Origin of the sequence: Nakamurella lactea DSM 19367 (assembly GCF_000426645.1) — a bacterium.
Classification (GTDB): Bacteria; Actinomycetota; Actinomycetes; order Mycobacteriales; family Nakamurellaceae; genus Nakamurella; species Nakamurella lactea.
This window is the reverse complement of record NZ_AUFT01000001.1, coordinates 57274-69757: the sequence shown is the minus strand read 5'-3', so window position 1 is coordinate 69757 and position 12484 is coordinate 57274. Positions and strand designations below refer to the sequence as shown.

Annotated in this window: 13 protein-coding genes; 8 read left to right on the top strand and 5 right to left on the bottom strand. The window is 70.6% G+C overall.

Annotated features, from left to right (window positions below; all coding sequences use genetic code 11):
- Window positions 1-8: 8 nt before the first annotated feature.
- The 4 genes from K340_RS0100345 to K340_RS0100330 all read left to right on the top strand — a co-directional run bounded on the left by K340_RS0100345 (window position 9) and on the right by K340_RS0100330 (window position 3197).
- Window positions 9-1340: an alpha-amylase family protein gene (locus K340_RS0100345; RefSeq protein WP_029135239.1), complete on the top strand. Its 1332-nt coding sequence runs from the start codon at window positions 9-11 to the stop codon at window positions 1338-1340.
- A 26-nt stretch (window positions 1341-1366) separates the two neighbouring features.
- Complete coding sequence (locus tag K340_RS0100340; protein WP_029135238.1) at window positions 1367-2137, top strand: enoyl-CoA hydratase-related protein; 771 nt, start codon at window positions 1367-1369, stop codon at window positions 2135-2137.
- 41 nt (window positions 2138-2178) lie between these two features.
- Entirely contained in the window at window positions 2179-2838 is a 660-nt protein-coding gene (gene nucS / locus K340_RS0100335; RefSeq protein ID WP_029135237.1) for an endonuclease NucS, read from the top strand.
- Window positions 2839-2972: 134 nt separating this feature from the next.
- Window positions 2973-3197: a DUF3107 domain-containing protein gene (locus K340_RS0100330; RefSeq protein WP_029135236.1), complete on the top strand. Its 225-nt coding sequence runs from the start codon at window positions 2973-2975 to the stop codon at window positions 3195-3197.
- On the opposite strand, the gene K340_RS0100325 is transcribed toward K340_RS0100330, so the two are convergent.
- From K340_RS0100325 to K340_RS0100310, 4 genes are all read right to left on the bottom strand, one after another.
- Entirely contained in the window at window positions 3194-3802 is a 609-nt protein-coding gene (locus tag K340_RS0100325) for a TetR/AcrR family transcriptional regulator (RefSeq protein ID WP_084613966.1), read from the bottom strand. The genes K340_RS0100330 and K340_RS0100325 overlap by 4 nt on opposite strands.
- A 182-nt stretch (window positions 3803-3984) precedes the next feature.
- Window positions 3985-4641, bottom strand: coding sequence for a hypothetical protein (locus tag K340_RS0100320; RefSeq protein ID WP_154673975.1), 657 nt, complete (start codon window positions 4639-4641; stop codon window positions 3985-3987).
- A 17-nt stretch (window positions 4642-4658) separates the two neighbouring features.
- Window positions 4659-6197 (bottom strand): alpha/beta fold hydrolase, encoded by a 1539-nt coding sequence (locus K340_RS0100315; RefSeq protein WP_084613898.1) that lies wholly within the window; start codon window positions 6195-6197, stop codon window positions 4659-4661.
- Window positions 6194-6484 carry a hypothetical protein gene (locus tag K340_RS0100310; protein WP_029135232.1) on the bottom strand — a complete coding sequence of 97 codons (291 nt, stop codon included), beginning with the start codon at window positions 6482-6484 and terminating at the stop codon, window positions 6194-6196. Before K340_RS0100310 ends, K340_RS0100315 begins: the two co-directional genes overlap by 4 nt.
- 192 nt (window positions 6485-6676) lie before the next feature.
- Between K340_RS0100310 and K340_RS26430 the strand changes: the two genes are divergently transcribed.
- The 4 genes from K340_RS26430 to K340_RS0100290 all read left to right on the top strand — a co-directional run bounded on the left by K340_RS26430 (window position 6677) and on the right by K340_RS0100290 (window position 11303).
- Window positions 6677-7789, top strand: coding sequence for an alpha/beta fold hydrolase (locus K340_RS26430; protein WP_051264677.1), 1113 nt, complete (start codon window positions 6677-6679; stop codon window positions 7787-7789).
- A complete protein-coding gene (locus K340_RS36515; RefSeq protein ID WP_211229190.1) occupies window positions 7786-9237 on the top strand; it encodes a DUF3152 domain-containing protein in 1452 nt (483 codons plus the stop codon). Before K340_RS26430 ends, K340_RS36515 begins: the two co-directional genes overlap by 4 nt.
- A gap of 19 nt (window positions 9238-9256) precedes the next feature.
- Window positions 9257-10411 carry a molybdopterin-synthase adenylyltransferase MoeB gene (gene moeB, locus K340_RS0100295; protein WP_029135231.1) on the top strand — a complete coding sequence of 385 codons (1155 nt, stop codon included), beginning with the start codon at window positions 9257-9259 and terminating at the stop codon, window positions 10409-10411.
- A gap of 82 nt (window positions 10412-10493) precedes the next feature.
- The gene (locus K340_RS0100290; protein WP_084613897.1) at window positions 10494-11303 is read left to right on the top strand and encodes a TIGR02569 family protein; all 810 of its coding nucleotides are present in this window, start codon (window positions 10494-10496) and stop codon (window positions 11301-11303) included.
- Here K340_RS0100290 and K340_RS0100285 read toward each other — a convergent pair.
- On the bottom strand, window positions 11288-12400 hold the full coding sequence (locus K340_RS0100285; protein ID WP_029135229.1) for a DUF4192 domain-containing protein: 1113 nt from the start codon (window positions 12398-12400) through the stop codon (window positions 11288-11290). The two genes, K340_RS0100290 and K340_RS0100285, sit on opposite strands and share 16 nt — an antisense overlap.
- Between the last annotated feature and the right edge of the window lie 84 nt (window positions 12401-12484).

The following is a 12484-nucleotide window of genomic DNA, read 5'->3' as shown; positions in this document are numbered from 1 at the left end:
TCCCGAGGATGACGGGCTGGGTGGACGATGCGATCTTCTGGCAGCTCTACCCGTTGGGATTCGTCGGTGCCGAGATCCGCCCGGATCGGCCGGTGCCGGCAGACCAGCGGCCAACCCACCGGCTGCCGCGGATCGTCGACTGGTTGGACTATGCCGTCGAGCTCGGCGCCTCCGGGCTGCTGCTCGGCCCGATCTTCGCCGCGCAGACCCACGGCTACGACACCGTCGATCACTTCCGGATCGACCCGCGACTCGGCGACGACGCCGATTTCGACGAGTTGGTCGGGCAGTGCCGTCGCCGCGGGCTACGGGTGGTGCTGGACGGGGTGTTCAATCACGTCGGGCGTGGGCATCCGGCGTTCGCCGAGGTGCTCGCGCGTGGCGCCGGTGCGCCGCACGCCGACTGGTTCGTCGCCGATGGCAGCGGCGCGGACCGCGGGTTCGCCACCTTCGAGGGGCACCAGGGTTTGGTCACCCTGGATCATTCGTCACCGGCGGTGGCGAAGCTGGTCACCGAGGTGATGACGTACTGGCTGGCCCGCGGCGCGGACGGCTGGCGGTTGGACGCCGCGTACGCAGTCCCGGCGCGGTTCTGGCGAGGGGTGATCGGGGCCGTGCGCGCCGACTTCCCGGACGCTTACCTGTTCGGCGAGATGATCCACGGCGACTACGCCGGCTACGTGGCCGAGTCCGGCCTGGACTCGGTGACCCAGTACGAGCTGTGGAAGGCGATCTGGAGTTCGATCAACGACGCCAACCTGTTCGAGCTGGCCTGGGCCGTGCAGCGGCATGCAGAATTCCTGGAATCCTTTGTGCCGCAGACGTTCGTCGGCAACCACGACGTGACGAGGCTGGCCAGTCGGTTGGCGGAGCCTGCCCACCTGGCGCATACCGTCGTGGTGCTGGCCACCCTCGGCGGCACCCCCAGCATCTACGCGGGCGACGAACAGTCGTTCCGCGGCGTCAAGTACGAGCGGGTCGGCGGCGACGACGAGGTGCGTCCGGCGTTCCCGGATTCCCCGGCCGAGCTGTCGCCGTTGGGTGAGCCGAACTTCCGGCTGCACCAGGAGTTGCTCGGCCTGCGCCGCCGTCACCGCTGGCTGCATCGCGCGCGACCGGAGATCCTGCACACCGCGAACGAGCAACTGGTCTACCGCAGCGGCGATCCGGCGGCGAGCAGCACCGAACTGGTGGTGGCACTGAACATCGCGGCGGCGCCGGCGGCGGTACCGGTCCCGGCCGGCCTGCGGCTGATCGCCGGCAGCGGTGAGATCCGCGGCGGCCCGGGGACCGAATTGACGCTGCCCGAAAACGGGTGGGCCGTACTGGCCCCGGCCTGACGACCGCACCGCCTACCCTCGGCTGCATGACCGACGAACTCCTGCGGCTGGCGACCGACGGCCCGACCGCGCGAATCACCCTGGCGAACCCGAAGCGCCGCAACGCCTTGTCCGAGATCATGTTGCGGGAACTGCTGGCCGCCCTTGACCAGGTGGCGGCGACGCCGGCCACCGGCGTGGTGCTGGCCGCCGAGGGGCCGGCGTTCTCGGCCGGACACGACTTCGCCGATGTGGCGGCCCGCGACGCGGTGGGGGTGCGGGAACTGCTGGCCCTGTGCGAGAGCGTCATGGTGCGGATGCACTCGATGCCACAGGTGGTGATCGCCAGGGTGCAGGCGCTGGCAACGGCGGCCGGTTGCCAGTTGGTGGCCTCGGCCGATCTGGCCGTCGCGGCCGACACCGCCGGCTTCGCGCTGCCGGGGGGCAAGGGCGGCTGGTTCTGCCACACGCCGTCGGTGCCGGTGGCCAGGAGCATCGGTCGTAAGCGGCTGATGGAGATGGCCTTGACCGGCGACGTGATCGATGCCGACACCGCACTGGCGTGGGGTCTGGTGAATCGGGTGGTGCCACTGGCGGAGCTGGATGACGCGGTGGACGAGCTGCTCGGGCGGGCGACCAGGGGCAGCGCCACGTCCAGGGCCTGGGGAAAACGGGTGCTGTACGCCCAACTCGACCGGCCCGAGGACGATGCCTATCGAATTGCCGCCGAGGCGATGGCCGCGGCGGCGCAGACCGCCGGGGCCAGGGAGGGGATGGCTGCCTTCCTGGAGAAGCGCCAACCCGAATGGCCGGACTGACGGTGCGTCGGCCCGGCCGGACGGACCGATAGGGTGACGCGGTGCGTCTCGTAGTGGCTCGGTGCTCGGTGGACTACGTCGGTCGGTTGACCGCTCATCTGCCGATGGCGCCCCGGTTGTTGTTGGTCAAGGCCGACGGTTCGGTGTCGGTGCATGCCGACGACCGGGCCTACAAGCCATTGAACTGGATGAGTCCGCCCTGCCGGCTGACCGCCACCGATGATCGGTGGGAGGTGGAGAACAAGGCGGGGGAGAAGCTGATCATCACGATCGAGGAGATCCTGCACGACAGCAGTCACGAGCTGGGCGCCGATCCCGGCCTGGTGAAGGACGGCGTCGAGGCGCACCTGCAGAAGCTGCTGGCCGAACAGGTCGAGGTGCTCGGAGATGGCTACACGCTGATCCGGCGCGAGCATCCGACCCCGATCGGGCCCGTCGACCTGCTGGTCCGCGATGCCGCGGGCGCGGTGGTCGCGGTAGAGATCAAGCGGCGCGGGGAGATCGACGGCGTCGAGCAGTTGACCAGGTATCTGGAGCTGCTCGGTCGTGATCCGCTGCTTGCCCCGGTGGCCGGAGTCTTTGCTGCGCAACAGATCAAGCCACAGGCCAGAACCCTCGCCGAGGATCGCGGGATCCGCTGCGTGGTGCTGGACTACGACGTGATGCGCGGGGTTGACGACCCCAGCGGGCGGTTGTTCTGAGCTGCCGCGGGCCGGCTGCATTTCGCCGTCGGTGAAGCCCGGGGCGGTGACGTCGACGGCTGGACTAGCCTGGTGAAGTGGCTGGCGGTAGCGGCCGACGGAAGATTCGTCTGATGAGAAGTGAAGGGGTTCGCGTGGAGGTCAAGATCGGTGTTGCGGACAGTGGCCGCGAGTTGTTGGTCACGTCGGCGTCCGAGCCCGAGGAGATCGAGGCGCAGGTGACCGAGGCGTTGAAGGATGCCGACGGCACCCTGGTGCTCATCGACGAGAAGGGCAAGCGGCTGATGATCCCGACAGCCAAGATCGCCTACGTCGAGATCGGTCAGTCGGACAGCCGTCGGGTCGGGTTCGGCTCCTAGCTCTGACGGGGGAACCCGGAGATTCCCCGCCAGGCCAGCGTCGACAACAGATCGACGGCCGCGGCCCGCGGAATCTGGGCGCCCTGCGACAGCCAGTACCGCGCACTTACCTGGGACAGACCGACCAGTGCCGATGCCAGCAGCCGGCTGTGGGTGCTGTCCACGCCGGTGTCCTGGGTGATGGTCTCCGTGAGCGCGTCCAGACAACCGTCGATGGCCCGGTCGACGGCGGCCTGTACGTCCGGCTGCCCGCGCAGATCGGACTCGAAGATCAGCCGGTACGCCTGATCGTCGCCGGCCACGAATTCGTAGTACGCCTCGATGGTGCGGTGCACCCGGTCGTGGTTGTCCTCGGTCGCCGCCAAGGCCGCCCGTACCCTGGCCACCATGTCGTTCGCGGACTCGTCCAGCAGCGCCTGGTACAGCTCGAGTTTCGATGGAAAGTGTTGGTAAAGAACCGGTTTGCTGACGCCGGCCCGCTCGGCGATGTCGTCCATGGCGGCGGCGTGATAGCCCTGTTCGACGAACACCGAACGCGCCGCTGCCAGCAGCTGAGCACGTCGGTCGTCGCGGGAGAGCCGACCGCCCCGCCCCGGATTCGCCATCGCGGGCACCATCCCTTCCACCGGCCGGACTCGGGCATCTCAGCGTCCGACCCTACGTGGCGTTCGGGCCGGGGCGTGTCACCGGCCGCCCGAATGCTCCGTGTCAACACGTCGGTGTGGGCACCGCGTGCACCCGTAGCGCCGGCCCGCAGCGTTGTGCCGGGTGTCGGCGCAGCCGCGGGTCAGTGACCGAGCAGGGCAGCGGCCAGGTCGCCCTGGGACGCCAACCGGCCGGCGACCTCGTCGGGTGCCGGATCCAACGGCATCCCGGCGGTGACCGCGGCCAACTCGTCGGCAGACAGTGGCAGCACCATCCCGGTGCCGTCGGCCGAATCGACCAGGCTGTACGGCGCGGGAACCAACGAGCCGCCGGCGGCGACGGACAGCCAGACCCGGCCGTCGGAGCCGGCACTGTCGATGGTGGCGATCTCGGGCGCGCGTTCGGCGAGTTCGGCCAGCAGCGGATCGAGATCGGCCGGACCGGTGACGAATACCAGCAGACCGCCCTGACCGTCAGTGGCCGGAACGGTGATCCCGCCGGCGGCCTGGATGGATTCGATCAGCGCCAGCGCGGCGGTGGCCGCGGTAGCGACGTCGGCGCCGTCACCGGGGGTGAGTTGGACACTGCCGATGTCGCCGGCCGTCTCCCAGGCGAACCAACGGGCCCCGGCATCGACAGCGGCGGCGATATCGGCGGGACCATGCGGCTGATCCCGCATCGCCTGCTGACCTGAGGTCCAGCCGCCGGCGTGGATCCGCCGTCCGGCCAGGTGCGCGGCGAGCGTCGCGGCGACCTCCCGGTAGTAGTCGGCAACGGCGGCCTCATCGAGTACGTCCACCCACTCATCCTGCCGTGTCACCGCCCCGGCTTGCGTGGAACCCGGCCGGTTCGACCGGTGATCACGGCGGCAACCGCGGTCCCGGCGGGACCGGTCAGGTAGTTGGTGATGCTGTGCTCGGCCAGGATGTTCGGACCCATGCCGTCGATCTGCAGCGCGTTCGCGGTCGACGGGGCGTCGATCACCTGCGCCCCGAAGCTCGAGTCCGCCGGATCGGGACCGAACGGTGACGAGGTACGCGGACCGTCGAGCAGTACCGCGCCGATGTCGGTCTCGGTCCGGGTGACGGGGTCGGCCGGGTGGGACAACACGAAGACGTTCTCCCGTGTCACGCCCTGGTAGTCGTCGGCGGTCGTCACACCGTGACCGGCGCCGGGCGACCCCAGGAGCACGATGTTGTCCACCGGGAGCGGTGAGAGGGCCGCTTCCGAGGTAGTGGTCGAGCCCATCGAGTGGCCGATCATCGTCACCGTGGCATCGGGCGCGGCCAGCCGCGCGATCCACCTGGTGTCGTCGGCCAGCAGCGCCGCCCCGGCGCGGGCGGCGTCGTCATCGGCGGCCGCGAAGGCGTCGTTCAGCCAGCCGGCGGGGCTCCCGGTGCGGTCGGACAACGGGATGTCGTACCCGAACCACAGCACGACGGCGGTGCTCTCCCCGGGGGCGACCCGTTCCGCCTGGGCGATCAGGCTCCTGGCGGTGACGGCGGTGTCGCCCATTTCGTCGGGGGAGTTGCCGATGCCGGGGGTCAGAACGGCCAGGTGATCTGCCGCGGCCAGGTCGCCCACCGCGATCGCCGCCCGCCCCTGACCGCCGAAGGCGGCGGGGTCGTAGATCAGCAACCGGGCACCGTCGGCGCCGCCTGCCCGGTGTACCCCGGCCAGCACTCCGGCGGCGAACGCGCGGAGCCGTCGGTCCGGGGATACCAGGTCGGCGCCGAGCTGCTCCAGGTTGTTCCGTGCCACCCGATCGGTGGCGGTCGGGGCCTGCGGGGGTGCGAGCCCACCGGCCACCGGCAGCGTCTCGAAGCCGTCCTGGGGATCGAGGTGGATGACGCCGGCAAGGTCGGCCATCGCCGATTCCACCGGCGCACGCAGTCCGTCCAGCGACTGCTTCAGCGCCCGACAGATCGAGATCCGCAGGTTCGCTTCCGGGGTACCGGTGGCGACGTAGTTCTGCGTCCAGTCGGTGGCAGTGTTGGCCCAGGTGATGGCCGCGGCGGCGCCGGACTGCGCCTGCCGGAACACGTCGATCGCCGGTAGCAGCGCATCCCGCAGCCGATCGATGGTGTCCGCCGCGCGTTCGGTGGCGGTAGCGAGCGCCCGCAGATGGGACACCGGCTCGGGCGCCGACCAGGCCGCGGCGGCCAGCGCCGCCTGCCGGTCGACGTCGAAATAGCCGTCGTGCAGCACCGGGCTCAGGCCGATCAGGATGCCGGCCGCGGCCGCCAGTTGGTCCGGCTGCAGATTGCCGATGGTGACGGCAGTGTCGTGCGGATAGGGGTGGGAGGTGTAGGTACCGGTCCAGCTCCGCAGGTGCGGGTGCAGTTCGGGCATCATCGGCGGCTCCTGGACAGCGACTCCTCGGTGGACTCGAACCGGGCGGCCGTGACGCCGAATGCCCGACCGGCGGCCGCTACCCGGGTAGAGAGGTCGCGCAGCGCGGATTGCGCTCTGCGGGTGAAGGTGCGCAGGCTCTCGGCCAGTTCCGTGCCCTGCGGACTCGTACCGAACGATCCCTGCAGTCCGGCGACCGGTTCGCCGGCCATGGTGGCGCCCGCCCAACCCAGCGCGATCATCTCCAGCTCCGCACCGATCGCCCGCACTGCGGTGGTGTCCACGTCCATGAGTCCGTCCTCCGTTCCGGTCCGTACCTCTGCGATGGTGGCGCAGCGGGATCGCCGCCGCCGCGACCGGCGATCCCGGTGTGGACAGATCCAGCTGGGTGGACAAGTCCCAGGCTGCGAACAGCACCGGTTGTGTGCACGGACACCCCGATTCGGCAGCACCGGCCGGCCAGTGGTTGGCACCATGGACGGGTGAGCACCCCCTGGCCGATGCCGCCGGCTCCCGATCGCGGCTACCTGGTGGCCGCCTCGAACGCCAGGGCAGCACAGGACCAGTTGCCGGTCGAGCCGCCGGTCGCGGCTCCGCCGGCGGCCGGCCGATTTCTGTCGGTGGACGATCGCGGGGTCTACGTCCGGGAGATCCCGGCGGCCGACGGCGGACCGGTGGACGAGTCCCTACCGGTCACCCTGTACGTGCACGGGCTTGCCGGGTCGTCGACCAATTTCGACTCACTGGCCACCTTGCTGGCCGGACACACCCGAGGCTTCAGCCTCGACCTGCCTGGCTTCGGCCGCAGTGACCCGCCGCCGAGGGAGCGGTACTCGCTGCTCGACGACGCCGAGGTGCTGAGTGGGCTGCTGCGGCAGCTCGCCCCGGATCGGCCGGTACACCTGGTGGGAAACTCGCTCGGCGGGATGGTCTGCACGGCCCTGGCCGCTCGCCATCCCGAGCAGGTCGCGACGATGTCGCTGATCTCCCCGGCGGTCCCCGACCTGCGGCTGACCCAGGATCGCGGGGCCGACCCGCGGCTCGCCCTGCTGCTGGCCCCCGGAACCATGCCGGCAGCGGTCCGACGGCTGGCCTCGGTCGGCCCGTTGGCCAGGGCGCAGGGGATGGCCGCGCTGTGTTACGGCGATCCGTCGGTGCTCACCGACGATGATCTGAGAATTGCGGCGGACGACCTCGGCTGGCGGTACGGCCTGCCGTGGGTGCACAGCTCGACGGTGCAGTCGCTGCGTTCGCTGATGCGCAGCTATCTGCGACCGGGGCCGTGGTCGTTCCGGGCGGCGGCCGCGCGCGTCGCGGTACCGACCCTGGTGATCTGGGGTGCCAAGGATCGGCTGGTCGATGCCAAGCTGGCGGTGCCGACGGCGGCCGCCTTCAGCGACAGCAGGCTGCTGATCCTGGCCGACACCGGCCACGTGTCGATGATGGAACAGCCGACGGCGACGGCCAGGGCCGTGCTCGCCCTGTGGCAGGACGCCGAGACTGCCGTCGACGTGCCGGGAGCCGATCCCCGGCGGACCGGATCGGGCGCGCCGCCCGGAACGTCGGCCACGGCTGTGGCACCCTCGTCCTCGTGACACGCCCCGGATCCGACCCGCGACGACGGCGCGCCAGTCCATCGCCAGGAGTCGAGAGCGACACCGACCCTGGGGTGGTCACCGGCACCGCGGTCGCCCGCCGGACCGGCTTCAGTTCCGGCGGCAGCGGACGACCCGTCGGGCGATCGGCACTGTGGGACGGCGACGCCGACGAGGGTCACCAGCGTGGACCGCAGCCGCTCAAGGCCAGCTGGACGCCGGTACCGGACCCGTCGGCGGTCAGGTCACCGGCCGATCGACCGCACCGTCGCCCGCAACGACAGCCGGTCGCCGACCGCGACGACAGCCGCGTCCACCGCCAGGGCCACGGCGGCGCTACGCCAGGGGACGGCGCGGGCGGCACTGTTCCACCGGGCGGCACTGTTCCACCGGGCGGCACTGCACCACCGGGCGGCACTGCCGGGCCCAACAGTGCTGTCCCACCCGGCAATCGGCGGGTCCGCCGGCGTAGCGCGGTCGGCTGGTTCTTCCACCATTACGGCTGGCGGGCCTACGCGCTACCGGTGCTGGTCGCGTTGACCGTTGTGGTGATCGTCCAGGCCCTCAGGGCGCCGGCCGTCGACACTGCATCTGGGACCGCACCCACCGTCGCCGCGGATGCGCCGGCGACGGTCACCGTCGGACCGACCACCACGGTGGTCAGCACGGCCGCGCCGAGCACCGCCGCCTCGACCGGCGGTGCGGCCGGGGCGGTGCCGACCGACGATTCGGTGCCGGCTCCGTCGCTGGAGACGAACACCACGCTGTCCACCGCGCCGAATCCGAACGGCAAGTTCGCCAGCCAGGTGAAGTCCGGCGCATTGCCACCCGGCGGCTCGTTCGTCGCCACCGGCAAGGGCAGCTGGCATGTGGTGAAGGGGACCGGGAAACCGGTTGGTACCGGTCCGGAGAAGTTCACCTACTCGGTCGAGGTCGAGGACGGAATCCAGTCGGCGGCCGCCGACAAGGAGTTCGCCGAGGCCGTGGACGCAGCCCTGGCCGATCAGCGGTCGTGGATCGCGGGTGGGCAGTTCACCCTGCAACGGGTCGACTCCGGCACGCCGAGCTTCCGGGTCTCGCTGACGTCGCAGATGACCATCCGTGATCCGTCGCTGTGTGGTTACAGCACTCCACTGGAGGCCTCCTGCTACAACCGCACGGTCGGTCGGGTGATGATCAACAACGCGCGCTGGACCCGTGGGGCGGTGTCGTTCAACGGCGACCTCGGGCTGTACCGGGTCTACGCGGTGAATCACGAGGTCGGACACGCGCTCGGGTTCGGGCACCAGTTCTGCACCGAGAACGGCGGACTGGCGCCGGTGATGATGCAGCAGTCGTTCTCCACCTCGAACGACGAGCTGCATCTGCTGGATCCGCAATCGGTGGCCGCCGATCACCGGGTGTGCCGGTTCAATGCGTTCCCGTACCCGCGCGGAAGCGGTGGCTGAGCCGGCGCACACTGGTGTGGTGAGCCTGCCACCGCTGGTCGAACCCGGAGCCGAGTTGTCGCCCGCGGAGATCGAGCGATATTCACGGCATCTGCTGATCCCCGACATCGGTCACCTCGGCCAACGGCGGCTGGGCAATGCCAGGGTGCTGGTGGTCGGTGCCGGTGGCCTGGGGGCGCCGGCGCTCACCTACCTGGCGGCGGCCGGGGTCGGGACCATCGGGGTGGTCGACGACGATGTGGTGGAGCTGTCCAACCTGCAGCGCCAGGTGATCCACGGCGCGGACGACGTGGGGCGGCCGAAGACCGAGTCGGCGGCAGCGGCGATCGCCCGGGTGAACCCGCTCGTCACAGTGGTACAGCACCGGGTCCGGGTCGACAGCGACTCCGTGCTGGACCTGATCGCCGACTATCACCTGGTGCTTGACGGCACCGACAACTTCGCCACCCGATACCTGCTGAACGACGCCTGCGTGCTGACCGGGCTGCCGTACGTCTGGGGTTCGATCCTGCGCTTCGAGGGTCAGGTCAGCGTCTTCTGGTCCGAACACGGCCCGCACTATCGCGATGTCTACCCGGTGCCGCCGGCGCCCGGAACGGTCCCGAGCTGCGCGGAGGCCGGTGTCCTGGGTCTGCTGTGCGCGACGGTCGGCTCGGTGATGGGTACCGAGGCGGTGAAGCTCATCTGCGGTATCGGCGATCCGCTGGTCGGCCGCATCCTGATGTACGACGCGCTGGACATGACCTTCCGGACGGTCCGGGTCCAGCGGGACCCGCAGGGGGAGCCGGTCACCGGGCTGATCGACTACCAGGCGTTCTGCGGGACAGGGGCCGCGGTGAGTGTTGACCCGGCCGCCGAGATCGGTGCGGCCGAACTCAAGGACCTGCTCGACACCGGCGTCGCACTCACCCTGATCGATGTCCGGGAACCGGCGGAACGGGCGATCGCCGCGATCGAGGGTGCGATTCCGATCCGCAATGACGACATTCTTTCCGGTGCGGCGTTGGCCGGGCTGCCGCGGGGACGACCGATCGTGCTGCACTGCAAGAGCGGCGGCCGGTCGGCGCAGTCGCTGGCCGTCCTGCACCGGGCCGGATTCGCCGACGCGCGCCACCTGCGGGGCGGCATCCTGGCCTGGATGGACCAGGTCGACCCCGGCCTGACCAGGTACTGAGTACCGCCGGATCCGGCCGGATCCGGCGACACGGCCCGGTGCTGGCCCGCTCGGCTGCGCGGGACCGGTAGCGTCCGCAGGTGTGACCAACCCGCCTGCCGAGCACGTGCGCGCCGCCTTCGGCGTCGCCAGCGCCGAACCCGAACTGTTGGCCGGCGGGCAGGGTACGACCTGGCGCTGCGGCGACACCGTCCTCAAGCCGGCAGCCAGTACCGCGGAGGCGGCCTGGATCGCGTCAACCTTCGAACAACTGCAGATCGCCGGGATCCGGCTGGCCCGTCCGGTTCGGTCCTCGGACGGCCGTTGGGTGGTCGGCGGCTGGACGGCGCAACGGTTCGTCGCCGGCCGTCCCGAGGACCGCTACGAAGAGGTGCTGCAGGCAGCCGATCGTCTCCATTCCGCCCTGGCCGGGGTTCCACAGCCCAGGTTCCTGGCGGATCGGGACGACCTCTACTCCTGGGCGGATCGACTCGCCTGGGGCGAGATCGAGGACGTCCAGGGCCGCCTCGGCGACGGACACGGGGCCAACCTGTTCGCCGAACTCGCTGCCGGTCGTCGACCGGTGACGGCCACCGCGCAGGTGGTGCACGGCGACATGTTCGGCAACGTGCTGTTCGCTGCCTCGGCCCCGCCGGCCGTCGTCGATGTCACCCCGTACTGGCGGCCGCCGGAGTGGGCCGCCGCGGTGATCGTGGTGGACGCCATCTCCTGGGGTGGGGCGACGACCGACCTGGTGCAGGAGAATGCGGAGCGGCCGGACTGGCCCGAGATGCTGCGCCGGGCGCTGCTGTTCCGACTGGGTGTGAGCCTGGCCCACCCGCGGTCCACCGCCGAGTCATTGGTGGAGATCCTGTCGGCGGCCGAGGTGTTGCAGGATCAGTTGGCTTCCTGATCCGATTCGTCAGCCGACCTTCCGTTCCACCGCCCGTCCCACTCCTCGTCCCATTCGTCGTCCCATTCGTCGTCCAGCTCCTGGCCCCACTCGTCATCGAGCGGCCAGCTGGCGGGGGCAGCCAGACCGGCGAGATCGTCGAGGCCGCTCGGCGGCAGACCGGCCTCCATGATGGCCAGCATCAGTCCGGCCAGCCGGTGCTCCGGATCGACCCGCACCGCGCGATCCACGGCGATCTGGCCGAGCGCGCCGTCGCCGGCGCGATAGGCCATCACCGCCAACATCACCGACAGGTCAATCGACTCCTCGGCCGGCAGCTGGGCGAGTGCGTCGACCAGCATCGGCACCCACGGCCGGTGACGTTCACCGAGCATCGCGGCGATCATCAGATCCCGGACGGCCGGCGTCTGCGCCAGCAGGGCCAGCCCGGCCGCGCAGTTCGCGGGCACCCGGCAGTCGCGGTCCATTGCGGCCAGGGACAGGTCGAGCGTGATGTCCGCGCGGGCGGCCAGCCACTGCAGGGACCGCAGTGCGAGCGGTGCCAGCTCGTCGCGGGCCGCCGCGATCGCCTGTTCCCCGCGCCGCAGACCATCGGCGGTCGGCGGCGCGATGCTGGCGGCGACCGCCTGCCGAGTGGGTAGTACCCCGCGGCCGTGCCAGGCCGACTCCGCCGCCAGCCGCTGGGCGGCCGGCCCGGTGGACGGCAGCTGAACAGGATCGGCGACCCTGCCGCGCGGATCCGGCAGGAACGAAACCCGGTTGCCGGCGACCACGGCGGCGTCGATCACCGGGAGGTCCTCGAGCATCCGGTCCAGCAGTACCCGCAGGATGGCCGACGCCTCCTTCCGGTCGGAATACGCCAGTACGACCACTCGGTCGCCGTGTTGTTGTGCCTGTAGTGCAAGGTATTCGGATATGTCGGCGGCGGACTCGGCCGGTGGCAGATCGACCCGCATCACCGGCCCGAGTCGTTTGCCGCGGAAACACATCACCACCAGGCTCTGCTGCGGGGCGAAGCCCAGCAGATGCGGCACCATCGGGATCAGGTCGACCGATTCGGTGACGGAGATGGCTTCCTCGCGTGCTGTTGTCGTCATCCCAGCAGCCAACAGCGCAGCGGGAGGTCAGCCGGAAAAACCGAACCTGGCTGTGCACAACTGTGAGCGGGTGGAAAACTCCAC